Source organism: Bacteroidota bacterium (assembly GCA_016722375.1).
GTDB lineage: Bacteria > Bacteroidota > Bacteroidia > Chitinophagales > LD1 > Bog-950.
The window spans coordinates 346,425-371,791 of record JADKJG010000004.1 but is presented as its reverse complement, the minus strand read 5'-3'; the positions used below and the strand labels follow the sequence as shown (position 1 = coordinate 371,791).

The 25,367-nt window shown below is 42.2% G+C and carries 27 protein-coding genes and 1 pseudogene; 13 read left to right on the top strand and 15 right to left on the bottom strand.

Annotated features, from left to right (window positions below):
- Positions 1–100: 100 nt before the first annotated feature.
- From IPP77_07200 to IPP77_07165, 8 genes are all read right to left on the bottom strand, one after another.
- Positions 101–1,528 (bottom strand): L-serine ammonia-lyase, encoded by a 1,428-nt coding sequence (locus tag IPP77_07200; GenBank protein ID MBL0309450.1) that lies wholly within the window; start codon positions 1,526–1,528, stop codon positions 101–103.
- Between the two features lie 121 nt (positions 1,529–1,649).
- Positions 1,650–1,823, bottom strand: a complete 174-nt coding sequence (locus IPP77_07195; protein ID MBL0309449.1) for a hypothetical protein — start codon at positions 1,821–1,823, stop codon at positions 1,650–1,652.
- 46 nt (positions 1,824–1,869) lie between these two features.
- Positions 1,870–2,148 carry a hypothetical protein gene (locus IPP77_07190; GenBank protein MBL0309448.1) on the bottom strand — a complete coding sequence of 93 codons (279 nt, stop codon included), beginning with the start codon at positions 2,146–2,148 and terminating at the stop codon, positions 1,870–1,872.
- A gap of 312 nt (positions 2,149–2,460) precedes the next feature.
- The gene (locus IPP77_07185; protein ID MBL0309447.1) at positions 2,461–2,847 is read right to left on the bottom strand and encodes a hypothetical protein; all 387 of its coding nucleotides are present in this window, start codon (positions 2,845–2,847) and stop codon (positions 2,461–2,463) included.
- A gap of 212 nt (positions 2,848–3,059) precedes the next feature.
- Positions 3,060–4,643, bottom strand: coding sequence for a tetratricopeptide repeat protein (locus tag IPP77_07180; protein ID MBL0309446.1), 1,584 nt, complete (start codon positions 4,641–4,643; stop codon positions 3,060–3,062).
- A gap of 49 nt (positions 4,644–4,692) precedes the next feature.
- Positions 4,693–5,628 (bottom strand): substrate-binding domain-containing protein, encoded by a 936-nt coding sequence (locus IPP77_07175; GenBank protein ID MBL0309445.1) that lies wholly within the window; start codon positions 5,626–5,628, stop codon positions 4,693–4,695.
- A 13-nt stretch (positions 5,629–5,641) separates the two neighbouring features.
- Entirely contained in the window at positions 5,642–5,875 is a 234-nt protein-coding gene (locus IPP77_07170) for a DUF308 domain-containing protein (protein MBL0309444.1), read from the bottom strand.
- 173 nt (positions 5,876–6,048) lie between these two features.
- Positions 6,049–6,672, bottom strand: a complete 624-nt coding sequence (locus IPP77_07165; protein ID MBL0309443.1) for a YihA family ribosome biogenesis GTP-binding protein — start codon at positions 6,670–6,672, stop codon at positions 6,049–6,051.
- Between the two features lie 93 nt (positions 6,673–6,765).
- Between IPP77_07165 and ubiE the strand changes: the two genes are divergently transcribed.
- The 5 genes from ubiE (at position 6,766) to IPP77_07140 (ending at position 9,412) form a co-directional block, all read left to right on the top strand.
- Positions 6,766–7,494, top strand: a complete 729-nt coding sequence (gene ubiE, locus IPP77_07160; protein MBL0309442.1) for a bifunctional demethylmenaquinone methyltransferase/2-methoxy-6-polyprenyl-1,4-benzoquinol methylase UbiE — start codon at positions 6,766–6,768, stop codon at positions 7,492–7,494.
- A gap of 74 nt (positions 7,495–7,568) precedes the next feature.
- Entirely contained in the window at positions 7,569–8,249 is a 681-nt protein-coding gene (locus IPP77_07155; protein ID MBL0309441.1) for a PorT family protein, read from the top strand.
- Positions 8,249–8,746 (top strand): 4'-phosphopantetheinyl transferase superfamily protein, encoded by a 498-nt coding sequence (locus IPP77_07150; protein ID MBL0309440.1) that lies wholly within the window; start codon positions 8,249–8,251, stop codon positions 8,744–8,746. The genes IPP77_07155 and IPP77_07150 overlap by 1 nt, the downstream gene beginning before the upstream one ends.
- Positions 8,743–8,889 carry a hypothetical protein gene (locus tag IPP77_07145; protein MBL0309439.1) on the top strand — a complete coding sequence of 49 codons (147 nt, stop codon included), beginning with the start codon at positions 8,743–8,745 and terminating at the stop codon, positions 8,887–8,889. The genes IPP77_07150 and IPP77_07145 overlap by 4 nt, the downstream gene beginning before the upstream one ends.
- A gap of 226 nt (positions 8,890–9,115) precedes the next feature.
- Positions 9,116–9,412 (top strand): type II toxin-antitoxin system RelE/ParE family toxin, encoded by a 297-nt coding sequence (locus tag IPP77_07140; GenBank protein MBL0309438.1) that lies wholly within the window; start codon positions 9,116–9,118, stop codon positions 9,410–9,412.
- 3 nt (positions 9,413–9,415) lie between these two features.
- Here IPP77_07140 and IPP77_07135 read toward each other — a convergent pair whose 3' ends face one another.
- Positions 9,416–11,365, bottom strand: a complete 1,950-nt coding sequence (locus IPP77_07135) for a DNA primase (GenBank protein ID MBL0309437.1) — start codon at positions 11,363–11,365, stop codon at positions 9,416–9,418.
- Positions 11,366–12,004: 639 nt separating this feature from the next.
- Positions 12,005–12,202: pseudogene (locus tag IPP77_07130) on the bottom strand (T9SS type A sorting domain-containing protein).
- A 243-nt stretch (positions 12,203–12,445) separates the two neighbouring features.
- On the opposite strand from IPP77_07130, the gene IPP77_07125 reads away from it, so the two are divergent.
- The 5 genes from IPP77_07125 to IPP77_07105 all read left to right on the top strand — a co-directional run bounded on the left by IPP77_07125 (position 12,446) and on the right by IPP77_07105 (position 17,549).
- Positions 12,446–13,801: an amino acid permease gene (locus IPP77_07125; protein MBL0309436.1), complete on the top strand. Its 1,356-nt coding sequence runs from the start codon at positions 12,446–12,448 to the stop codon at positions 13,799–13,801.
- Positions 13,802–14,029: 228 nt separating this feature from the next.
- A complete protein-coding gene (gene msrB, locus IPP77_07120) occupies positions 14,030–14,449 on the top strand; it encodes a peptide-methionine (R)-S-oxide reductase MsrB (protein MBL0309435.1) in 420 nt (139 codons plus the stop codon).
- A gap of 121 nt (positions 14,450–14,570) precedes the next feature.
- Positions 14,571–15,782 (top strand): ADP-forming succinate--CoA ligase subunit beta, encoded by a 1,212-nt coding sequence (gene sucC / locus IPP77_07115; protein MBL0309434.1) that lies wholly within the window; start codon positions 14,571–14,573, stop codon positions 15,780–15,782.
- A gap of 16 nt (positions 15,783–15,798) precedes the next feature.
- Positions 15,799–16,815 carry a dipeptide epimerase gene (locus IPP77_07110; protein ID MBL0309433.1) on the top strand — a complete coding sequence of 339 codons (1,017 nt, stop codon included), beginning with the start codon at positions 15,799–15,801 and terminating at the stop codon, positions 16,813–16,815.
- Between the two features lie 11 nt (positions 16,816–16,826).
- Positions 16,827–17,549 (top strand): RluA family pseudouridine synthase, encoded by a 723-nt coding sequence (locus tag IPP77_07105; GenBank protein ID MBL0309432.1) that lies wholly within the window; start codon positions 16,827–16,829, stop codon positions 17,547–17,549.
- 393 nt (positions 17,550–17,942) lie between these two features.
- Here the strand turns inward: IPP77_07105 and ribD are convergent, their stop codons facing one another.
- The 3 genes from ribD to IPP77_07090 form a co-directional block, all read right to left on the bottom strand.
- Complete coding sequence (gene ribD / locus IPP77_07100) at positions 17,943–18,968, bottom strand: bifunctional diaminohydroxyphosphoribosylaminopyrimidine deaminase/5-amino-6-(5-phosphoribosylamino)uracil reductase RibD (protein ID MBL0309431.1); 1,026 nt, start codon at positions 18,966–18,968, stop codon at positions 17,943–17,945.
- Positions 18,969–19,162: 194 nt separating this feature from the next.
- Positions 19,163–19,762: a hypothetical protein gene (locus IPP77_07095; GenBank protein ID MBL0309430.1), complete on the bottom strand. Its 600-nt coding sequence runs from the start codon at positions 19,760–19,762 to the stop codon at positions 19,163–19,165.
- Between the two features lie 191 nt (positions 19,763–19,953).
- Positions 19,954–20,142: a hypothetical protein gene (locus tag IPP77_07090; GenBank protein MBL0309429.1), complete on the bottom strand. Its 189-nt coding sequence runs from the start codon at positions 20,140–20,142 to the stop codon at positions 19,954–19,956.
- Positions 20,143–20,364: 222 nt separating this feature from the next.
- On the opposite strand from IPP77_07090, the gene prmC reads away from it, so the two are divergent.
- Complete coding sequence (prmC, locus tag IPP77_07085; GenBank protein ID MBL0309428.1) at positions 20,365–21,213, top strand: peptide chain release factor N(5)-glutamine methyltransferase; 849 nt, start codon at positions 20,365–20,367, stop codon at positions 21,211–21,213.
- A gap of 50 nt (positions 21,214–21,263) precedes the next feature.
- On the opposite strand, the gene IPP77_07080 is transcribed toward prmC, so the two are convergent.
- On the bottom strand, positions 21,264–21,848 hold the full coding sequence (locus IPP77_07080; protein ID MBL0309427.1) for an SRPBCC family protein: 585 nt from the start codon (positions 21,846–21,848) through the stop codon (positions 21,264–21,266).
- A gap of 123 nt (positions 21,849–21,971) precedes the next feature.
- On the opposite strand from IPP77_07080, the gene IPP77_07075 reads away from it, so the two are divergent.
- Entirely contained in the window at positions 21,972–22,388 is a 417-nt protein-coding gene (locus IPP77_07075; protein MBL0309426.1) for a cytochrome c maturation protein CcmE, read from the top strand.
- Positions 22,389–22,404: 16 nt separating this feature from the next.
- Positions 22,405–24,939, top strand: a complete 2,535-nt coding sequence (gene ccsA / locus IPP77_07070) for a cytochrome c biogenesis protein CcsA (GenBank protein ID MBL0309425.1) — start codon at positions 22,405–22,407, stop codon at positions 24,937–24,939.
- A gap of 51 nt (positions 24,940–24,990) precedes the next feature.
- Here ccsA and IPP77_07065 read toward each other — a convergent pair whose 3' ends face one another.
- A complete protein-coding gene (locus IPP77_07065; GenBank protein MBL0309424.1) occupies positions 24,991–25,200 on the bottom strand; it encodes a hypothetical protein in 210 nt (69 codons plus the stop codon).
- Positions 25,201–25,367: the final 167 nt, after the last annotated feature.

Here is a 25,367-nt window from a genome sequence, read left to right as displayed (position 1 = left end):
CAAGGGCTATTTATTGCCTTGCTTTTGTGAAATACAAACTCAGAAGTAAGAGTTAATGGCCAAGAAAGAATTTGATACGACTACCGGTTGATGTTTTGTGCTAACATTCGGGAAGATTTAGGGGAATATTGATGGCTAATCCTCCATCGGCAGTTTCTTTGTATTTACTACTCATATCCAAAGCCGTTTCCCACATGGTCTTGATTACGGTTCCTAATGAAACTATCATCTCTTCCGCATCGCTTTGCATCGCGAGTTGAGAGGCTGTAATAGCTTTGATGGCTCCCATCGTGTTTCTTTCAATACAAGGTATTTGAACCAATCCGCCAATTGGATCGCAGGTCATTCCAAGATGATGTTCCATCGCTATTTCTGCGGCCTGCATTACTTGTGATACATCTCCACCGAGACATTCTGTCAAGCCAGCAGCGGCCATGGAAGATGAAACGCCAATTTCAGCTTGGCAACCACCCATTGCGGCTGAGATAGTAGAGCCCTTTTTAAATAAGGCACCAATTTCAGAAGCGGTCATTAGAAATTTCACAATGTCCTCTTCCTTGTTGCCTTTGCAAAAAACAAAGTAATACATCATCACAGCAGGAATCACGCCGGCAGCGCCGTTGGTAGGTGCTGTTACCACCCGCCCGAACGAGGCATTTTCTTCGTTCACCGCCAAGGCGAAACAACTGATCCAGTTCATTATGTTGGTGAACGATTTATCAGACTGTTGAATGGCAATGACCCATTCGTCAAAGTTGTTCTCGGTTTTTCCTTTCAGCAATTGTTTATTTATACGGGCTGCGCGGCGCACCACATTCAGCCCGCCGGGAAGAATACCATCCGTATGACATCCCCGGTATATACATTCGGTCATCACTCGCCAGATATTCAGTAAATCTTTTACTGTTTTTTTGTCCGCTCTCCAAGCTTTTTCATTTTCTCTAACCAATTGAGAAATACTGATACCTGCCAGTTTGCAATTATCCAACAATTCATCCGCGTTGTTTACCTCATAACGCAATACAATAGATTGGTCTGCCAAAGGATCTTCGCCTTCTTTCACTACAAAGCCACCTCCTACTGAATAGTAAGTTTCTTCTTTTCTATTTCCATCAGATAATAATGCCGAAAACCGCAATGCATTTGGATGATATGGAAGGCTTTCTTTTTTTAAGAAAAGTATATCCTTTACGGAATTGAAATTTATTTCTGATGTCCCCTGAAGTTTTATTTTATTGCTCGATTTGATTCGGCTCACCGTGGAATCAATCAGAGCCGGATCGAAGGTAACCGGATCAAATCCGCTCAAACCCAAAAGGATGGCAATATCCGTCCCATGACCTTTGCCGGTTTTAGCCAGCGAACCATAAAGGGTAGCTTGAACAGAAACCACTTCTTTGATTTTACCCTCATCATGGATCTCATTTAAAAACCTTTCAGCCGCCCTCCATGGACCTAATGTGTGTGAACTGGAAGGGCCAATGCCAATCTTAAAAATATCGAAAACGCTTAACTGTTCTTTTGTCATCGCTCGAAAATAGCAATCTTAAACCTTCAAAAAAACAAGAAAGCTTACACGCTGTTTGTATGGAAGCGACGAAGAGATGAGGAAGAATCTGAAATCTGATAAGAAGGTAATGACCTTGCGGTTATGTCCCGATTTTTGTTTTGATTTTTTTCCATCTAGTTTCAATTGTTTCCAACTTCTTAACCATTTCGTCTGAACGGATTTTAATGTTGTTCATCCGATTGCTCATTTCGGTAATAGAGGGGGCAATAGAATTAAGATCACCGGATGAATTGTCCTTAAACAATTGTTCCAAGTCGGAGATTTTATCGAGATATTCTTTACAAGTTTTAGAGTCTTCGTCATATTCCGAAAAACACCTCGTTAGCCATTAAAGCAAAGTCATCAAATTGATTCAAAAAACCCATAAGCGCTTGAAAAACAAATAAGTCATCCGCAGCGCCTGGTTTAGAAAATTTTTGCAGGTATTTATCTATAGCAGGAGTCGTTTGTTCTATAAACTGTTTGGGCAAAGGATGCAGTTCCTCAAAATGACGATTCACTTCTTTATACACTTCTTCCAATTCGTTTCGAGAACTTCGGAGAATATCAAGTTGACTTGCTGGGGGGAGTTGGCTCATAGAGTACGGTTATACTATTGATATACGTACCTTATGAAAATAGTTTTCACTTTCCCTTTCTTATTGTAAAACACAGAGATTGTATTTTACCGTTTCTGTAAGATGTGTCGGTTGGGAAAAATCAATACGGATGCCATCGTTCTTCGGAGAGCGATGAAGTACTAATGAATGATCGAACGGATGAGGACTAAGCGCAGACTCTTTGACGAATGTTTACCCAACGCAATTCTATGCGTTCCAATTTGTCCACCATTTCATCTGCTTTAGATTTTATCTTTTTCAGACTTTCGTGGAGGTTGGTTAATTCCTGAGTTAGGCTGATGTATTCCACAGCATATTCAGAGATGATACGTCCTTCGTTTTTTGATTCAGTTCTTCTACTTTGTCCAAATAAACGCGGCTTTTATCATTATGCTTCTTGTGCATTTGATACAAATCCTGAGTTTCCTCTGCAAACTCATCCATCTGCTGAATAAAATCTAGTACGGTCTTATAAGAACCATCACTTATTTTTTCATCCTTTTTGAATTTGTAGTCTGTAACAAAGCGATTCAGTTCTTCGGCGGTGTTATCCATCAGTTTTTTGGGCAACAGATATAGTTCCGAAACATACTGATTCACCATTTTATAGGCATTATTAAAATCGTGGTGTACACAACGATAGTATTCGTATTGTCCCTCAAAAGTAATTTCATTCATGTTTCCGGTTTTACTTGTACTATACAGGTAAACGCCTACTAATGTTTCATGTATGACGAGAAAGATTACAAGTAGCGCTTGTATTCAATGCAATTATGCCTTCTTCCTCATACAGAAGCGCATTATCTCAAGCTATTGTGGAATCAATTAGGTAGTTGACCGTTAAGATGAAGGTCTCTTCAAATATTACCGCTAGATATGGTCAGCGTCATCTAAAAAGACTTCAAATAAAGCAGGGCAAACTCATCGGCAGGGTCGAGTTCTATTGCCTTCATGAAATATTCTTTAGACTGCTTTTTGTCTTGATCAAAGGAAGATGCCCCTAAATAGTCATAAGCCTCTATCAGGTTTCTTTTATATCGCGCTGGGTCGGTCGAGGTCAACTCGACATATTTCTGATAAAAAGGAGTGGCGGGAAAGTCTTTGTCGTTCTTGGCAAACATAAATCGCGACAGCGTATGAGCACGCCAGTAATAACCATCCGGCGAGCCGGGGTTTCGGGCAATAAATTCTGCAAAGGTTGTATCCGCCATGGCAGAGTCCTTTAAAGTATAATAACTTCTTCCTAAATAATAAATTTCAACCGAGCCCAGACGACCACATTTATCGTTTGCCAGTTTGTATTGCGAAATAGCATCTTCATAGCGCTGCGACTGAAACAACACCTTCGCAAATTCGGTCATCATGTCGCAGTTGTCGGAATCGTTCGCCAATGCTTTTCTAAAATAGTCCATCGCAAGAGCAGTATCGCCAACTGCGGCAGCAATATGCGCTGAATAGATAATATCAGCATCTTTAACCTTCTTGTTTGGCAACTCCCAAAACCTCTTGATTGCTTCGCTTGCCTCCTTATAACGTTTTAGTTCATAATTGGAAAAAGCAAGAACTCGTTGAAAGATATAGTTAGAGGAGTCGTTCTTTAAACCAATAGTAGATTCCTCAATAGCTTTATCATAATCTTTGCTCTGGAAATTAAGTGAGGCGAGCGTAGTCCGCGCCTGATTGTCACCGGGACTGAGGGCAATATATTTTTCGAAGTTAGGCTTTACCTTATCGTACTGTCTGGTCAGATAGTAAGCTTCTGCCAGTTCTTTATAAACCAAAGGATATTTTTGATCAATAGCCAATGCTTTATTAAAAGCATCAATAGCCTGGTCATAAATTCGTCCGCGCATAGAAAGCCTTCCGATTTTTATCCAAGCCAGTGCCAAGTTTTTGTTTAAATCAGCAGCAGCTTCATACTTATTCATCGCTTTGCCGCCCATCGTGTTGTCGTTGACCGAATTTTCAAGGTAGGCATCGCCCAGTGACAGCATGATAGTGGTATTCTTATTATCTAAATTATATGCTCCTTCAAAATAAGTAATGGCCGTCTGTAAATCCATAATTACCGGACGGAAATAAGCGTCGCCGATTTCATAATAAATCGTTGCATTCTTCATCTTGCTGGTTTGCAGCGCCCGATCAAAATTAGTTTTGGCTTCTGCTTTATTCTTAGATAAAAGAGCCAGTCGCCCATTGGCAACATATCCCAGCGCAGAACGGGTATCGGGATTATAAGCCATCTTATAAAATAGTTTTGCAGAGTCTGGGTCCTCGCTTTTGAGAAGTGTATTTCCAAGATAATAGGCTACCTCAGCTTTGTTTTGCTCGGGATCGTTTAATAGTTTAAACAGAATTTGCTTAGCCCTGAAATAGTTTTCATTGTCTATCTCGCGCTGAGCATCCGGCAAAGTTTGTGAAAAGGCAGAAAAGGTTAAAAAGGTGATTAGTGCTGAAACAATGGTCTTTTTCATTTTATCTTCTTTCGTTGTATGCTTTGGATATAAACTAACGTCACGGGTTTCAATTTGTTATAGGAATTTCACCAGTATTAACATTTATCTCACGCTCCGGCATCTTAGCAGGCACCCAACCCGCTTTTAGAAAAACCTTTGCGCCTTTTTCTCTAAAGAGGAAATTCATAAATCGCCATTCGATACTATCCCGGTATCCATACCTGATTACCGCATTGATGCTGCGGGTGAATGGATAATCTCCGGTGGCAATATCAGATTGATTAGCGCTAACACGAATCGTATTCCCCTCCTCGTTTCGAGTGCGCAAACTTAAAATTTTTACCCGCTTCATCAACGCACGTATACCTTGCTCATCCTCATCGCTCACCAAGGCGTACGGGATAAAGCCAATGCTATTTGGATGTTGCTCTACATAAGCAATCACCGCTTCCGAGGTAGGCAGTGCATAGACCTGCGAAGTCTTCCCCTCCTCAATCTTGGCCCATGCAAATAGCTGTTTGATGATGCTCATGTTCTGATTATCAAAAACCAGCACGGGATAATTAGATTGAGTTTCTTTTGCCGTAAAGTATTTTTTCAATAGCAGCGTATCCAAATCTACATCATTGAATTGAGGGTTGCCAATCATCGCAATGGCATCGTGAGCCACCTCCAGTTCTCGGACATAAATGGTGTCGTTCATTTTCAAATACTCCTTCTCTCTTTCGGTCAGCATACGGGTCAGTAGCATTACTTGGGCTTTACCGGACCGGAAATCATCCAACATTCCGGCTTCCGACTTAAATTCAATATGCACTGCAATACTGTCGTTCAAATGTTCAAATACTTGGGCCTGTTGGTGAACGATTGGCTCTAATCCTACATCCGATACGATGTTCAAATTCCCTTTATAAATTTTGTTTCGCCCTGTTTTAGTTGGGTCATGCGCTGAATCATTTCCACAAGAGGCGAAAAACAGTAGTAGCAAAAGAAAGCTGGACAAAGAGGAATAAGATTTATTCAGCATCATCATTTTTGTATTCCATATAAAAGGTGACCAAACGAAATAGGCCGTAGAACACTAACAGAGCTGAAAAACTGTAGCGCGCAGTTTCCGATAAAGCATTGGCAAAAGCAGGATAAAAGATGATGGCCAGTCCCAAAACAATAAACAGCAAACCGATACCAGCCTTCCAAATCAAGGAAGGACTGGAATAGACCTTGCGAAAAAACTGGTTCAAACGATTCATTGGTAAAATAATGGCCTAAAAAAGCGCCGCGAAGAAAAGAAGAATTGGAATATACCCTTTAGTACTTGATAAGATACTGATTGGCCAAGGTTAATGCCTAAAAAGCAACCTTGCTTCTTCAGTTTATCTTTTACCGGACTGTTATGGGGCCTTTCCTTGGCGGAAGGACAAACTTATAGACTTAGTCTGTCCCCTCCTTGATAGTACTCCTCCACAGCCTGATGGATAAAGTCAAGCACAGATTCGCGGCCATAATTGCTCACAGCAGAGGTTATAAAGGAAGGAGGCAAAGCAGTCCAGTTTTCGAGTAAGCGATTATTAAAATTCTGAGTATTGGTAATCACTTCGCGACTACCCGGTTTGTCTGACTTAGTGAAGAGAATGATAAAAGGGACATTATTTTTTCCCATCCAATTACAAAAATCCAAATCAGATTGTTGAGGAGGGATTCTTGCATCTATTAATAAAGCAACATATCGCAATTGTTCTCTGTGCAAAATGTAGTTGCGAATCATATTGTCCCACTGATCGCGCTGCGTCTTAGATTTCTTTGCAAAACCATAGCCCGGCAAATCCACTAAATTGAATCGGTGGTTGATGTCAAAGAAATTAATCGTTTGAGTCTTGCCGGGAGTTTTAGACACTTTGGAAAGCGCTTTGCGTCCGCAAAGGCTATTAATCAGAGAAGATTTGCCGACGTTAGAACGCCCGATGAACGAAAACTCCGGAAGTTTTGCCTCGGGACACTTCTTCACGTCCACATAGCTAGCGGTATATTCAGCGTATTTGATAATCATGCCGTGAAAATATATAAAAAGCACTCCGTTACTATTGCTTTAATAATATAGCATCGAAAGAAACTCGATGAACCCATTATTTTCGCGCCTTGCATGAGTAAAACCGTAACTCCCTATAACGATCTTTCCAGAACAAAGAAAGAACAGGTGGAAGAGATGTTTGATCACATTGCCCATCGGTATGATTTCTTGAATCATTTATTGTCTTTAGGTATTGACATTAGCTGGAGAAGGAAAGCCGTTAAATATATTGGAGCGGTCCAACCCGAAAGGATTCTTGATGTAGCTACCGGCACCGGCGACTTTGCTTTTGAAGCGCTCAGCCTGAAGCCAACGAAAATTATAGCGTTCGATCTTTCAGAAGGTATGATGAAATATGGCAGAGCTAAAGCGAAGCAACTGAAAGCAGAGTCAATCGTCGAGTTCATTAAGGGAGATTCGGAGCGAATGCCTTTTGAGAATGACTCTTTCGATGCGCTGACGGTTGGTTTCGGCATCCGTAATTTCGAAAATCTTAATGCCGGTCTAAAGGAAATGTATCGAGTGGTGAAGCCCAGAGCGCGAATAGCCATCTTGGAGGCTTCTAAACCGCCCAATGCAATAATCCGATGGTTTTATAGTTTATACTTCAAAAATATCGTGCCGCTGATTGGAAGGATTGTATCAAAGGACAGCAGAGCATACAGCTACCTGCCCGAAAGTGTAGAAGTATTTCCAGAAGGTTTGGAGTTGGTCAAGATTTTAGAGAATATTGGCTTCAGAAATGTGAAGTGGCAAGCGCTTACGTTAGGTGCTTGTGCCTTTTATTCGATGGAGAAGTGAATTTATGTTTGAAATTTAAAGTTCATAGTTTGCAATCTAGTTATTCGTCATTCCCGATTTTTCGCTCCTTTTTAGTGAGAAAGCAGATTCTGGCTACTCTGATTCTGCTTTCGAGTCTTGGTCTATCTGCCCAGTACAATATAAATGAACTAGGCAAGAAAGACATTTACTTCGGCATCGCTATTGGTGGAAATGTAGCGGACTACACTATCACTCATGCCCGGCTGGATCCTGCAAATGATTCTATTCGATATTTCCGCCCCGGCATTGGTCCCGGTTTCAATCTCGGCATCATCGGCAATTATCAGTTTCATAAAAACTTTGATCTCCGGTTTATCCCGACGCTTTCCTTTTCTGATAAGGCCATAATTTACGAAGACCTTAATTCCAACAAAATTAAAAAGACCATCTCGTCCATCTATCTTGACTTCCCGCTGCTGCTTCGTTTCAAATCTAAACCGATTAAAGACTTTCGCATTTATGCCATTGCAGGGGTGCGATATGATTTTGACTTAGCCTCGAACGTAAAGGCGCGAAAGGCAGATGATATTATTAAAGTAAACCGACACGATGCCGGAGCAGAATTGGGCATTGGAATGATGATCTATTTCCCCTACTTCATTCTTTCTCCCGAGTTCAAGGTCAGTCATGGGTTTGTAAACATACTGTCCCAAACACCGGGGCTGATTTACTCGCGCACCATTCAGCGGATGTATTCGCGAACCTTTACCATTACCTTGAATCTCGAAGGCTAATGCCTCTCTGCAAAAAAATTAGCGGAACTGACTTTGAAATCTCGGTGTGGAAAATTACCGAACCCCTGTCCTATTTTGAATCTCTTTTCAACTGGCATCCTGATATAAAGAATGAAAACAAAAAGCTGCAGTGGTTTGCCACCCGTCATCTGGTGAACGAAATGAACGGAATCTTTTCTGAGGTGGTGAAAGAAGAATCCGGCAAACCTTTTCTCAGGAATTCGGCACATCATTTATCTATCACACATACCCGTGAGTTAGCCGCTGTGATGCAGAGCAAGCAATATTATGTGGGCCTTGATTTAGAACGAATTGATTCTAAAGTAGAGCGCATCGCTTTCAAGTTTCTTCGGGAAGATGAAATCAGCTCTATTTCTTCTGAAGAAAAAATAGAAAAATTGATTCTTTACTGGAGTGCCAAAGAATCCCTATACAAACTCTACGGCATGCGCGAGATTGACTTCATGACTCAGTTGTTGATTGAGCCTTTGAAATGAAAAGCAAAGGAGAACTTCAAGGTCAGATAGTAGTGGCCGACAGACCAAGCGAATTCAAACTAAACAACCTGAAGATAGGCTATGAGTTTTTTGAGGATCACGCGATTACCTACGTGTTGGGAGATAAATCATTAAATTCGTAGAAAGTATTTTATGAAAACCATCCCCAAGGGTGAGGGGCCGCCAAACCGCCCGCTGCTTTGATACAAATGCAGCCCTCCAATTTTGTAGGTGGTTTAGAGGTGTGTGAGGAGGCGGCGCCCCCCTTAACCGGGGAAGATTTCCAAGGGTAAAGAGCGGCAGAGCACACAAAGAATCCAGAATCGGCGAAAGACTGGAAAGAAGTCAGACAAATGATTTCAAAAAAATATGGCTTATAATATCAGAGCCCTCGAAGGTTTTAATACTGATTTATTCGCTGCCATAGAATGGCATTTGGAAATAAACCCAAAGCTTGCCGGGCAACTCATCAAAGAAATTGAACGAACGTTTGAGATAATTGCCACCCATCCCCTATCCTTTCAGAAGGTCTATAAAAGGACTCGGAAAGTAAACCTGATACGTTTCCCCTATAAAATAGTTTTTGAGGTGCGAAAAAAAGATGTTATCGTCATCGCATTCGCTCATCATAAAAGGATACCTAAATACTGGGAAGCCAGAAAATGACTCCTATGTCGTGGGCCGATAAATCACATTGCCCACCAGCGCTGCAAACTCCTTTTTCTGCTGCGTGAGCAATTTGTGAAGTTTCATCAGCTTTATCAATTCCGCTTCGTCTTTAGTTTCGCGGAGCAGGACTTCTACTTTCTTGATTTCGGCAATGTTCCGAAACTGCTTGAGCCGCACGACGGAAGAATGAATATCCTTCACCAGATTATCCTTTTTAGTCGGCACGTAAATTCTCAATTTATTCAACCAGTTTTCGCTCAACGAATAGGGCTGTGTCAACAGCTCAATGGCTATGTATGAAATCTGTTCCTCCTCATGGGTCGTGAAATATTTTTCGCTCTGGGCAGTTCCTCCCGCCACTTCTCTCTTCACCAAATCATACACCGGCTTGTATTGTTTGCTCTCAATATCAATCCCTTCCAGTTCGTCTAGCATATATCTCGCCACCGATACTTGCTCGCCTTCCTGCTCAATCATCTCCGAGCCGAACTCAATTAGAATGCGCACTACATCCCGCTCCAGAATATGTAGATTGGATGTCGCTTGGTTGAATTGTTCTTGATGAATCGCCTGCGGCACTTCATCGGGCTGGTTTTGATTTTGCGCAACTGGCTCCGTTCCTCTTTCGTTTTCCTTCGCCTTTCTCCTCCTGATTTTATTGACCTCCGTAATTAGAATTTGCTCGCTCATGTCGAACAACTGACTGGACTCTTTGATATATACCGAGCGATGAATCGTGTCCGGTATCTTGGCAATAGATTCGATGATGTCGCGAATCAACTCTGCCTTCTTGATGGGGTCTGCCTTGGCTTCTTTGGCAAAGAGCGTGGACTTGAACAGGATTAAATCTTTCTTCTGTTCCTTCACAAATGTTTCAAAGGCCTCCGCTCCTACCTTGCGCACATACGAATCCGGGTCTTCGCCATCGGGCAGAATCACGATGCGCACGTTCATCCCTTCCTCCAAAATCAAATCGGTTCCGCGCAGCGCGGCCTTGATACCCGCCGCATCGCCATCATACAAAATCGTGATGTTGGATGTAATCCGCTTCACCAGTTTAATCTGGTCCGTTGTCAGCGAGGTGCCGGACGAAGCCACTGCGTTTTCAATACCGGCTTGCGCCAGCGAAACCACATCGGTATATCCTTCCACCAAAAAACATTCATCCTTCTTTCTTATTTCATTTTTTGCAAAGTAGGCGCCATAAAGAATCTTACTCTTCTGATACACCTCGCTCTCCGACGTGTTCACATACTTCGGCGCCTTTTCATCCTTCGCCATGATGCGCCCCCCAAAGCCCACCACCTTACCGGTCATGTTGTGAATCGGAAACATCACCCGGTTGCGAAAGAAATCGTAGGTACTGTTTTCTTTCGGCGAAGTCAGCCCGGCTTTTTTCAGAATGTCTAATTGAAAGCCCTCCTTCAGCGCATGTTTGGTAAACACATCGCCGCCCTCTGGTGCAAAGCCCAGTTGAAATTTCTCAATCGTATGCGTCAGAAAGCCGCGCTCTTTAAAATAGGCCAGTCCTATTTTACCGTTGTCGTTATGCAACATATATTCGGTAAAAAACTTCTGCGCCGCGCTGTTGGCAATGTGGATGCTCTCCACCAAGCTATACTGCTCCTGCTCCTTTTTCTTTTCCTCGTCGCTTTTCTGCTCTTCGTCAATTTCGATATTGTACTTCTTGGCCAGATAGCGCAGCGCATCGGGATAGCTCAACTGCTGATAATCCATCAGAAACTGCAAAGGCCCACCTCCTTTTCCGCAACCAAAACACTTATAAATATTTCGCGCCGGATTCACGTTGAACGACGGCGTTTTCTCGTTGTGAAACGGACAAAGCCCCAGCAAATTTGCGCCGCGCTTTTTCAGCGTCACAAATTCGCCCACCACTTCCTCTACGCGGGCTTCATCGTTGATTTTCTGTATCGTAAGTTTGGGAATCATCTGAAAGGGAGCGCAATTTAGGAAATAAGCCGTGAGGCAATTTAAGCCACTAGCTACGAGCAATAGCCTTGAGAGAATGCAGGCCTTGTTTTTTTCTTCCGGCTCATAGCTCTCTCTTACTCCTTCATAAATTTCTTGTTATTGCCAAAGCAGATGCCACTGGAATTCCGTTGTTGGTGAAGTTTGCTCTACAATAATTTTGGAAAACTAAATATTAGTAAGGGTCATAAAACTACGAAAACAGGCTTGTAACCATATAGAATAAACTCGGTTCATTCAAAAGGAAGCCTCCTTCTTGTAGAAATAAACGTGGTCAAAACCCGATGTGTCACATTTCGGGCAAAATGTGCCACATCCGCAGTGGACTAAGCTACATTCAGGTCAATTGTGCTACATCTGGGGTCTAGTGTGTTACAAACGGGGTTAAATGCGTTACATCTGAGGTCCATTGTGCCACATTTATAGTAAGATTCGTTACATCCGGGGTCAAACGTGTCACATTCATAGTGAGATGTGTTACATCCGGGGCAAAACGTGACACATTTTGAGCAAACCAAGCTTATCCGGGTTTATTTGTACCAAATTCATTCCAGACTAAACTAGAACGGGGGCAATTTGGGGAACCGCGCCATCGTTTTTTTATTGGAAGATTATCTTCCCCTTTCCCAACAAACTTTCTTTCGTTTCCACCTGCCAGAAATAGATGCCATCCGGCAATCCATCTCTTTGAATGGTGGTGGAAGCCGCGTTCATCATTTCCTGTTTAACCATTCTGCCCAAAGCATCATAGAGTTTGAAATAGGTTTGGGAGGAAGGAGGATTGGAGAGCGAGAGGTGGAAGGAGGAGGTGGTGGTGGACCGCCTCTATCGGCGGGACGGGGGTGGAATTTGCTATGCCGAAAAAATCAAAGACAATATTGTTCAGCGCCAGAACACGCTCCTTCCCGTTAAAATCTAACCGTCAAAGGTCAAAGCGGTTTGATATTCTCACATAGCTTCCTACTTTTATTGCATCAAAAGAAATGATTAGGGTTTAATAATGGGAATGAAACACACGAAGCAATCATATTAAAACCCTTGATGTCCGACACTACCTCTACCACCTCTATTAAACCCAAACTTGCCTTCTTCGACCTGACGATGATTGTCGTCAGCTTGGTGATAGGCGTAGGTATTTTCCGCACTCCGGCCATCGTCGCCACGAAGGCAGGCACGCCACTCATCTTCTTTGCCGTTTGGATTTTGGGGGGCATCATCAGCATTTGCGGAGCGCTTACCTTTGCCGAAATCGGTTCGCGTCTGCCGGTGGCGGGTGGCTTCTACAAGATATTTTCGCATTGCTATCATCCAGCCTATGCCTTCATGCTCAACTGGTCCTTGGTTATTACCAATGCCGCGAGCGCGGTGGGCGTGGCGATTGTGGGCGCAGAATATATCAACCCGGTGTTGATGCCCGAGTCCTTGCAAAATGATATGGGGATCAAAATCACCGCCATGGCCGTCACGCTCATTTTGTTTTCGCTCAACTATCTCGGCATCAAGATGGGCGCTCGAACGCAGAACGTCCTCAGCATGATTAAGATTCTGATGATGATTGCTTTTTGTTTTGCGGCGTTTAATGTCCATCCCGTGTCGCATCTTTCATCGGCTCCCGAAGCATCGGGAGGCATGATGGATGGCATCTTGAAGGCGCTGGGCGTGAGTTTGATTTCGGTGTTCTTTACCTACGGCGGCTATCAAAACACCATCAACTTCGGCGCCGATATTGAAAAACCGGAGCGCAATATTCCACGTTCCATCTTTGCCGGTATTGGCATTGTGGTGATTCTATATCTCACAATCAACGTGGCTTATGTTTCCGCTTTGGGTTTTGAAGGCGTGAAAGGCTCTAAACTGGTAGCGGCAGAATTGGTTAAAACATTTTTTGGTGAAAAGGGTTTTGCCATCACGGCGGTAGCCATTTTTATATCTGTGTTGGGCTTCATCAATACTTCGATGATGCACAACCCCCGGATGTATTATGCGATGGCGGACGACAAGATATTGCCGGAAATATTCCGCCGCGTCAATTCAAAAACGATGGCGCAGGAATTTGCACTCAGCTTTTTTGTAGGCTTGATGTTGCTTTCGCTCTTTATGCTCGGCACTTTTGAAAACATCCTGAACTATGTGATGTTTATTGATAGCCTCTCGCTCGTCTCCGCCGCCGGAACCATTTTTATTTTCAGACAACGCGCCAAACTACAAGGCACTTCAGAAGAACACATTTATAAAATGAAGTGGTATCCCCTGGTGCCGCTTCTGTTCATGTTTGTTTTGTTGATGGTGACCGTCAATGTGGTTTGGTCTGACCCGCGTTCGGCGCTCTACGGCTTTCTGATATTTCTGGCGGGCTATCCTTTGTATAAATGGATGAAGAAGATGGTGGTCAGTTGATGGTTTTTTACCAATCACCTAAACAAAGGTTAATTGTTGTTGAATCCGATGCCTTAAACCCTGTCGGCTATGACATTTCGTTTGTCCGCCTTATTTTTGATGAACGACTAAGGAAATAAAAAGATGAAACGAATTAGCATACTTGTTTGGGTTATTAGTCTTAGTCTGACCTCATGCGGTCAGCGGTCAAGCAGTTTGAATCATCAGAAAAAACAAAAATTAGCCAATATGATTACAGAAAATCAAGACAGCGCAAAGGTGGAGAAAACCGAAGCCGAATGGAAAAAGCTATTGGATTCAGAACAATTTCGCGTGTTGCGCGAAAAGGGAACCGAATCACCTTTCACCGGAAAATATTACTTGAATAAGGAGAAGGGAGTTTATGTGTGCGGTGCCTGCGGCAATGAATTGTTTACTTCGGATATGAAGTTTGATTCGCGTTGCGGTTGGCCCAGTTTCGATAGAGAGATTGCCGGAGGCAAGATCAAAACGATTACAGACTCTTCGCATGGCATGATTCGTACAGAAATTGTCTGCGCCCGCTGCGAATCTCATTTGGGACATATTTTTGATGATGGCCCAACCGAAACAGGAATGCGCTATTGTGTGAATTCCCTATCGTTAGATTTTAAAGAAGCAGAGAAGTAGTACTGAGTTTTCGATCTGCTTTGATTGAGTTCTCCACGCTCTCCGGCTTGGCTATTACCTTCAATCGTTTATTTTCGTCGCGCTTAAAAAGCGATAATCATTCATAAATAATCAACTAGCGATGAATCTGCACGAATACCAGGCAAAAGAACTGATGAAGAAAAATGGGGTAGCTATTCAAGAAGGCATGATTGCCGAAGCACCCGATCAGGCCGTTCACGAGGCCAAAAGACTTAAAGAACTTTATGGCAGCGACTGGGTAGTGATTAAATCACAGATTCATGCCGGAGGCCGTGGAAAAGGAACCATTCAGGGCAAAGAGCAGCGCGGTGTTGCGCTGGCAAAGAATCTGGATCAAGTGAAAGAAATAGCGACGAATCTTCTCGGTGGAATTTTGGTGACGAAGCAAACCGGCCCGACAGGCAAATTGGTGAAGAAGATTTTGGTGGCACAGGATGTTTATTATCCCGGCGAAAACGAACCAAAGGAATTTTATTTCTCTGTTCTCCTTGATCGTACCTTGGGACGAAACGTGATGATTTATTCTACCGAAGGAGGAATGGATATTGAGGAAGTGGCAGAAAAAACACCGGAGAAAGTTCACAAAGAATGGGTTGATCCCAAAGTGGGTTTACAGGATTTTCAGTGTCGCAAGATTGCTTTCAACTTGGGTTTGAGCGGAGTGGCATTTAAGGAGATGACTAAGTTTGTGAAGGGTGTTTATAAGACCTATATCACAACCGATGCCAGCATGTTGGAGATAAATCCCTGTTTGAAAACATCGGATAACAAGATTATAGCAGTGGACGGCAAGATCAGCATAGATGACAGTGCGCTTTACCGCCATCCGGAGTTAGAGTCTCTGCGCGATTTGAATGAAGAAGACCCCACGGAAATTGAAGCGAGCAATGCCGATTTGAATTATGTAAAATTAGATGGGAACGTAGGTTGCATGGTGAATGGTGCCGGTTTGGCAATGGCTACGATGGACATTATCAAACTGAGCGGTGGAGACCCTGCCAACTTCTTGGATGTGGGCGGCACGGCCAATGCAGAAAGAGTTGAGAAGGCTTTCCGTATTATTTTGAGAGACCCACATGTAAAGGCTATCCTCGTCAATATCTTTGGAGGAATTGTGCGTTGCGACCGCGTGGCACAAGGCATCGTAGATGCTTATAAATCAATAGGAGATATTCCGGTTCCGATTATCGTTCGCCTCCAAGGCACGAATGCGGAAGAAGGAAAACGAATCATTGATGAAAGCGGACTAAAGGTTCGCGGCGCCATTCAACTGAAAGAAGCGGCAGAGGAAGTGAAGAAGGCGCTGAGTTAATTCTCACATTCTTTCCTTGCAATATACTCTGTACCCATACCAACTGAAGTTTCGGTATCCATTCCATATTTCGCATGGACTACGGACGCATACCGATGTAGTCTTTATTAAGATAGAACATGAAGGATTTGTCGGATGGGGAGAAGCTACACTCCCACCCTATCTTCGCGAAACCCGGCAATCAGTCATAGACTTCCTTTCACTTCCGGAAGTAAAGAACATCACCCTGCCGGTTCATCCACCCGATATTTTCAAGATGTTAGACGAGAAGTTCCCCGGCAATATGTCGGCAAAAGCGGCACTGGATATGGCTCTCTGGAATTTGAAATCACAAATGGAGCAGAAAAGCATTGGCGAGCTGCTCGAAATACAGTCAGACAAATCTCCCTTGTGTACTTATACGATTGGCCTCTGTTCGTTTGATGAAATGAAAAGAAAAGTAGAAGAGGCAAATGCTATTGGATTTAAGCTATTCAAAATCAAATTGGACGGAAAGCAGGATGAGGAAATGATTTCGGACTTCAGAAAGCTAACAAACAAACCATTTGCAGTAGATGTTAATCAGGGATGGAAAGATGTCAAAGAGGCCTTAACAAAAATAAAATGGTTGTCAGCAGAGGGCTGTATGTTGATAGAACAACCACTCGTGAAGGATGCTTTGGAAGAAATGAAAGAAGTAAAGTCCGATTCACTACTTCCAGTTTTCGCGGATGAGAGTTGTCAGCAATTATCTGATTTAGAGAAAGTAAAAGAATCCTTTCACGGCGTGAACATTAAACTGATGAAATGCGGAGGGGTTTCGCAGGCAGTGGAAATGATTCTTCAAGCAAAGAAATACGAGTTAAAGGTTTTGGTGGGCTGTATGAGTGAATCTTCAGTGGGTTGTAGTGCAGCAGCTAATTTGGCACCTTTGGCAGATTATGTTGATTTGGATGGTCCCTATTTAATAGCCAACGATCCTTTTGAGGGAATGAAAGTAGAAGAAGGAAAGGTTAAGCTATCCCCATTAGTTCAAAAACATCCCTTATCCTGAAGAAATAACCGATGAAAATTAAACCGGAAATAATTTACGAAGACGATGAATTGCTAGTGGTCAATAAACCTCCTGGCATCACGGTCATCCCCGACCGGATTCATACGGAACGAGAAACACTGCAAAGTGTTTTACAAAAAAATCACGGAAGGCTTTTTGTCGTTCATAGAATAGACAGAAATACTAGCGGAGTTTTGTGTTTTGCCAAAAACGAAGTCGCGCACAAAAATTTGTCTTTACAGTTTCAGAACCACAGCGTTCAGAAGCTATACAAAGCAATTGTGCAAGGTAGAATGAAGGAACCGGCGGGGGAAATCAATAGCCCTATTGCTGAAAATCATTCCTATGCTGGGACGATGATGGTTCACAAATCAGGAAAGGAAGCATTAACGATTTATAAGGTAGAAGAAGAATTTCGTCATGCGTCCTTGTTAGACGTTGAAATAAAAACCGGAAGAACCCACCAGATAAGAGTTCATTTGGCATCAGTTGGCAACCCTCTTTTGGTAGATAATGTTTATGGAAATTCAGATGCTTTCTACTTTTCCTCCATCAAAAGAAATTATAAGCTTGGGGAAGAAGAAGAACGACCTACCATCGCCCGTTTGACGCTACATGCTTATCAGCTAAGTCTATTGCATCCGATTCAAAATAAGCAGACATCTTTTATTGCCCCCATAGCAAACGATTTGGAGGTAGTATTGAAGCTGCTCAGAAAATACGACATGAAATAGATTGCTGAACTACCGATTATGGTAGTGGACATCTGGCTAATCTTTGTGGAGAAACATTTTTTGCATTTACCTCTAATACCTTAATATTGCGTTCATTAAATAAACAAAAACAACCATCATGAAAAAATTATTTTTTGGTCTTATGACTATCGCCCTTGTCTCTGCTGGTGCTTCTTGCACTAAATGCGGTCATTGCCTTTATGCTGACGGGTCCACTTCGAGTTCTGTTTGTAAAAGTTCTACATTAAGCGTTCTCGGAGTTGATGAGTATGCTCAAGCTAAGGATCAGTGCAAAGCTAGTAACGGTACTTGGCAGTAAATTGTCTAAGTTCTTTTAAGAATAAAAAACGGGGCTATTTGCCCCGTTTTTATTTGTATTAAGTCAAGCAGATTTTAATTCTCGCGATAAACAAGCTGGTCTCTTCCAACCCGCTCAGTCTTTGATATTCTCCCTCCAAGGCGAGGAGACTTTTTACCCTCTTTCATCAAATGCTTCGTGGTGAATATCCGAGCCTCATCCCATAATCCTTCTTTAATGAAGGTCTTTAAGGTTGCCAGACCGCCCTCTACAATTAACGACTGAATCTCTTTGGAGTAAAGGAACTTCATTATTTCCTGCAGTCCGTTTTTATCAAAACCCAACTTAACCATGTGCCACCGATCGCTCTCGCCATCCCATTTCTCGTTTAATATCCAAAGAGGTTGATTGCTTAAAAATGTTTTGTTCACTACATTTAATCTCAACTTTCGATCTATAACAATTCTCATAGGGTTGATGCCCTTTACCAACCGAACGGTAAGTAGGGGTTGGTCTATATTCACCGTTTTCCAACCCACTAAGATTGCTTGCTCCTCGCTCCTCCATTGATGAACCAGTTTTTTGGAAGCAGGACCAGTCAACCATTTTTGTTTATTACCCTTGGGTGCCATAAATCCATCAGAAGATTGTGCCCATTTCAAAATAATATAAGGACGCTTCTTGGTATGAAAAGTGATGAACCGTTTATTTAGCTCGTCACATTTTTCTTTCAGTACATCTACGGTAACTTTTATTCCGGCGCGTCTCATTTTCTTTATTCCCTTACCCGAAACAAGCGGATTAGGGTCACGACTGCCAATGACTACATGTGGTATTTTCTTTTCGATAATCAAATCCACGCATGGGGGCGTTTTGCCAAAATGAGAACAGGGCTCCAGATTAACATAGAGCATAGACTCTTTTAAGAGCTTCTGATTTTTGACAGATTGAATGGCATTCACTTCAGCATGAGGCCCGCCAAACTTTTTATGATACCCTTTACCGATGATTTTCCCATCGTGAACAATGACACATCCCACCATAGGATTAGGTGCCACAACCCTTAACCCTTTTTGAGCAAGGGATAAGCAAAGTTGCATGTAGTACTCATCTGTTTTCATTATTTCACAAATAAAAACATTTCAGAGATGTCATAAAGCCGACTCAAATACAAAGCGTCTCCGCCACTTCGCTGAATTCTCCGTCGCCATGATGATTCCAGGCATAAACACGGAAAAAATATTTAGTCTGAATTTGCAGTGCTTTCCACTCGCCGTTTGTAAAATAGGAAACGGAAAATTGGATGTTATCTGTTTTAGCTGCCGGAAACCAAATTTTGCCTTCGGGTCAGTACTGATTTCAATAAATATATGCTTGCCATAGCATCCCGCTTCCATTTCAGCAAGATGTTGTGATTCCCTAATGGTTTGATTACTTTGATAACCGCTTTCAGGCAAGGTGATTTTGAGCTGCGTGCTTTTCGAATATCAAATCCGGCGCTGTGAATTTTTTCTGCAATACCGCCGCTTTTCTTCTGAATATCAAAAGATAATTGAAGGATAAGTTCCTTCGCTTCGGCGGTTACCTTCCTTCGTTTCTCAATAAACTCGCGATTGCCGTTGGCCGATTTCTGAATCAAAACTTCTAGTTTATTTGCCATCGCCACAAGTATAAGAAGGCTTGGGTCTATCACAGGAAAATGGAGGTTTCCGGTTAACATAAAGATGTGTTTTCTCAGGCGTTCCAGCACTTTTTCTGCTGAGGTGAGTTGTCGCAGATTTAAGGATATGAAAACCATAAAAAATAATGGGGAAGAAAATATTCCTTCTCCGGTTTGTTGATTTTTTGACCGGATTAACCGGTCTTTATGGAGGCTGCTTTTCAACTTTAACGAGCGCCTTTTATTGCGTTTCATACGAGACTTGTTTATAGAGGCAAAAGCTCTCTTTCTATTAAGAGAAACGAAAATTGCTTCGTTTTAGTGTAAAATGAATTGTCATTTTAATGTCATTTTTTACCCTTTTAAAGATTCTTTGTCCTCATGATGCGAACATCAGAGGTGATTAAAAAAGTTTCAAGATTGATGTTCCCAACTTAATTCTTGAATTAAATAGAATCAGACATGATGTTCCCATCATCAGGATTTCTTTTTTCAGTTTGACCCTTGATATTCCCATCATCAAGGTCTAAAATTATTGAATGGGGGCTGATGTTCCGAACATCAACGCCTGTAATTATAGGTTCCCGACTGATGTTCGGAACATCACTGCTTCTGCTAAATGAATCTTGGTTCATGCGCGGAATTTGGCTAATCCATTCAGTAAAATTGGTCTCGAAAATATAATAGGCTATCACCTAAACGTTTCAGTCCGCAATTTTTGGATTCCGCTTAACTAAAACCTTTTTCAATCTCATTCGCATACCTAGGTACTTGCTTGGTTTATTTTTCATACTTAAAAGCTCCGTGAAGACGGGGCTTTTTTGTTTTACCTCTGTCAGAAAATCTATTTTTACCCCGTGACCGTTGGCGAACAGCAAAAAATATTCAGAGAACAACTTACTACTATCTATCCTGATGGTGAAGCGCGCAGCATTACTGCCATTGTTTTAGAAAACATTCTTGGATTAAATTCCAACCGGCTTGCTTTAGAACGGTTTCAAATACTTACCACCGACCAACAGGCAAGGTTTACAGCTATTCTTCAAAGATTACTGAAACAAGAACCGGTTCAATATATTCTGGAAGAAGGCGATTTTTTCGGATGGAAATTTAAAGTAAATAATTCTGTTCTAATCCCAAGACCGGAAACAGAAGAATTAGTCTATTGGGTGTGTGAATCATTCAACAATCAGAATGGCAAGCTCAGCATTTTAGATATTGGTACTGGTTCAGGCTGCATTTCTATTTCCCTGTCGAAAAAAATGCCGCATACTCACGTAGAAGCCTGCGATATAAGTGTAGAAGCGCTGAAGGTTGCTGAGGAAAATAATTCGAGGCTGGGCACATCAGTTGATTTCTTCCAACTAGATATTTTACAAGACAAACTTAAAGAGAATTATTACGATGTCATCATCAGCAATCCCCCTTACATTGCCATAAATGAAAAAGAAACAATAGAGCAGAACGTCATTGCTTTTGAACCGCATCTGGCTTTGTTTGTGAGTAATGAAGATGATTTAGTTTTTTACCGGCGCATCGGCGAAGCGGCACGGCTAGCATTAAAACCCGGAGGGCTGTTATTTTTTGAAATTCATGAAAACAGAGGTGCTGATGTAAAGCAACTATTAGAAAACCAAGGTTTCGATAAGGTTCTTATCAAAAAAGATTTTCAGGGTAAAGACCGAATGGTAAAAGCATCGAAATAAAATATCCATCCCTTTTTAGTGATGGTTCCGGAAAAATAAATTAAACAGCTTTACTGCACAATAACTTCAGCCGTATCTACTACTGAGGCAACTGGTTCCGGCGTGGGAATTGCTTCACATACCTTTTTCAAATTTTCCAAACCATGTTCTTGATCTCCTCCCAAGATTTTGTCCACCGTCAATCCAAAAAGTCTTCCAATCGGAAATTTTAATCCACCTCGAGTGGACCAAGTAACTTTTGACACTCCTTTATCTTCATCTATGATCCACATAGATTTGGCACTGGCGCGCATAGGTTTTAGAAACTCCATGTCGAGGTTGACAGAAGAATTAGTCTGCAAATAGGCAATGGACATGGTTCCTTCACCAGTTTTATCGCCTTTCCAAGTCATTCTATGTCCAATCGTGCCGGGGTCACCTTCTATTTTTCCCACAGAACTTGGATCCATTTCTTTCCATGGATCCCATCCATTCCATTTACTGAAGTCTGCTATCTGCGAATAAACCACGCTAGCGGGTTTATTGATTTCAATAGTCTTAGATACTTCATAATGGTTAGGAAGAAAATAAATTCCAATTCCGGCAATCACAAAAATTACTGCCAGAGCGATTAAAATGCTTTTCAGTATTCTCATAAGAATGGTTTTAGGTTTAGGGTTTGATTGGTAAAGAAAATATCTTTTTTCTAAAAACAGTTAAATTTTTCTTTGTTTTCTGTCCCTCATTCTTTTGGCTTACCTTTGCCCTGTTCAATAATTATGAAGAAGGTACACATCATTATTCTCATCCTCGCTGCGGTCAGCGTTGGAGTTATCTTTGCTATGACAGGCGACTATACCACCTACGCCAATTTCCTAGAAGCAAAGCATCGGGAGGGTAAATCCGTCAATGTAGTTGGCTATCTGGTCAAAGATAAGCCAATGAATTATGATCCGCAGAAAGACCCAAACTTCTTTTCATTTATCATGGTAGATAAGGAAGGGAACGAACGTGAAGTGATTTATAAAGGAGCCAAGCCTCAAGATTTTGAGCGGAGCGAACAAGTAGTCGTGAAGGGGAAGATGGAAGGCGAAAATTTTCTCTGTTCTGAAATCTCCATGAAATGTCCTTCTAAATATGTGAACGACGAGATCACCTTGAAGGAAACCAATGTTACCGTAAAATCCAGTATTTAATTTCTGTCCATCATTGATGTTACTTAACTTTTTTGTAGACCGTTTTGGAGCAGGTGCCTTTATTGGCGAGCATCTTTGGCTAGGGCATCTTGGTCACTTTTTTATCGTGCTGAGTTTCGCCGCTTCGCTGCTGGCTTTCTTCTCTTTTTTCGGTGCAGAGTTTTCACATAATCAGGAAGTAATAAAAACCTGGAAACGTATAGCCCGTTCAGCTTTTATAGCTCATGGTTTTTCGGTCATTGGTATTTTTGTACTCTTGTTTTTGATGATATTGAATCACCGGTTCGAATATCATTATGCTTGGCGACATTCTTCTACAGCCCTGCCGCTTAAATACATTATCTCCAGCTTTTGGGAAGGACAAGAGGGCAGTTTTCTGCTCTGGCAATTCTGGCTTGTAATCTTGGGTTTTGTAGGTATGAAAACCCTGAAGAATTATGAACTCCCCGTGATGGGAACTATTTCGATTACTCAGGTTTTTCTAGGTTCAATGGTCTTAGGAGTATATTTTCTGGGACATAAAATTGGCAGTAATCCTTTTGTGTTGCTGCGCGATGAGATGAATAGCGCCCCGGTCTTTCAACGTGCGAATTACCTCTCATTGATTCAGGATGGCAACGGGCTGAACCCGCTTTTGCAAAACTATTGGATGACTATTCACCCACCGGCGCTTTTTCTTGGGTTTGCTTCGGTTACAATCCCCTTTGCTTTTGTAATCAGCAGCTTGCTGAGAAAAGACTGGGACGGCTGGTTAAAGCCCGCCCTGCCCTGGACTTTATTCTCCGTAGCCGCTCTTGGCACCGGTATCCTCATGGGAGGGGCATGGGCTTACGAATCTTTAAGCTTCGGTGGTTTTTGGGCCTGGGATCCGGTAGAGAACATGAGTTTTGTACCCTGGCTGATGCTTGTGGCCGGTTTACACATGATGCTGGTGAATCGCTATACCAAGCACTCTTTGATTACCACCTACATCTTTCTCATTCTCTCTTTCGTTCTTGTGTTGTATTCCACCTTCCTGACCCGTAGCGGTATTTTGGGCGACACCTCGGTTCATGCCTTCACGGATTTAGGTATGACCGCACAACTTTTGCTATACATGGCTTTCTTTCTGGTCTTGTCGTTCACCCTGCTATTGATTCGAGTGATCAAAAAGCAGATCCCTTCAATTACTAAAGAAGAAGAATTTTTCAGCCGCGAGTTCTGGATGTTTATCGGTTCACTCATTCTCTTGTTGTCTGCCATCCAAATGATTTTCACCACCTCCATCCCGGTTTGGAATTTATTGTTTGAATCTTTTTTCAAACAATTAAAAATGGAAAAGCTAGCTCCACCGGTTGATGTTGTAGAGCATTATAATAGCATCCAGGTTTTTCTGGCTATTCTGGTTGCCCTGCTTACCGGACTGGTTCAGTATCTATCCTATAAGTCGGCAAAGATTCCCAAAACGGCGAAGTGGGCTGTCTTCACTTTTATCCTATCCATCATTGTTTCTGTTTTCATTGCTTGGGGAATGAACATAGATTACACCCGGCAACACGCCGTGGATCTCAGTAATATTTCCAACAACCTCTTTTTTAAGTTTCCTTTCCTTTCTACCCAATACATGCTACTCATTGCCTCTCTCTATGCTGTATTTGGCAATCTGGCGTATATGTTTTTAATCCTAAAAGGAAAACTCAAATTATCCGGCGGCAGTATTGCTCACTTCGGCTTTGGTGTGTTTTTGCTAGGTGTATTGATTTCTCAGGGAAAAAAAGAAGTCATTTCCTTAAACCGGCAAGGCGTCAACTTTGGCAAAGAGTTTAATGTGTCAGAAAAGATGGAAAACATTTTGCTGCTTAGAGACTCTACGCTGGCCATGGGTGAATATGAGGTGACCTATACGGGAGTTCGCGAGGCTAAGCCGGATAATTTTTATCTCGTTAAATATATTCGTCGCGATTCCGCTACCGGTAAGATTAAAGAGCAGTTCACCCTAGAACCCAATGCCCAACTCAACCCTAAGATGGGTTTGATTGCTAACCCAGATACCAAACATTATCTGACCAAAGATATATTTACCCATGTATCGTCGGTACCGGATAATGCCAATTTGAAAGATACGGTGTTTACGATTGAGGCCGCCGTAGGCGATACTTTCATCGTCAAAAAATCATTTGCCTTTATCAAAGCCCTTAATCCTACTCCAAATCTGCCCGATGGATTTGACAAGGAGGGGAAATTATTGGCAGGCGTGCTGGTAGAAGTGAATACCATTTCCGGCAAAAAATATGAGGCGGAACCGGTTTTCATCATTGATTTAAAAAATGGAAATTCCATCAGTTCTCTCCCTGCCGAAATGAAAGAGTTGGACTTGACATTCCAAGTAGAAAGAATAAACCCTTCTGATAAAAAAATTCTACTCTCCGTTCGGGAAACCGAAAAGCCTCTAGATTTTATCATTCTTAAAGCTATTATCTTCCCTTACATAAATTTAGTTTGGTTAGGCGGAATTCTTACCTTTTTAGGAGCGCTATTGAGTATGTACAGAAGAATGAAGGAAAACCAATAGGTTTTTATCAGCCTTGCAAGGTTTCTATATATCCTATTCCCGGGTTTTACGTCAGTTCATGAACTCGTCAGCTATGATGGTACGCTCATGAGCTATGATGGCCAACTCATCAGCCATGATGGTACACTCGTCACCTATGATGGCCAACTCGCGAGCTACGGTACGCTCGTGAGCCATGACGGTACGCTTGTCAGCCATGATGGTACGCTCGTCAGCTATGATGGCCAACACGTAAGCTATGATGGTGTACTCGCGAGCCATGATGGCCAACTCATCTGCTATGATGGTGCACTCGTAGGTCGTGATGGTGTACTCATACTTTGTTTGGTTATTCGGTTATTTGCTCTGAACCGCAAATAGATAATATTGAGCGGAGCAATTATTACCCAAAAGCAATGATAGACAAGGGTTGGCACTAAAAAACAGCA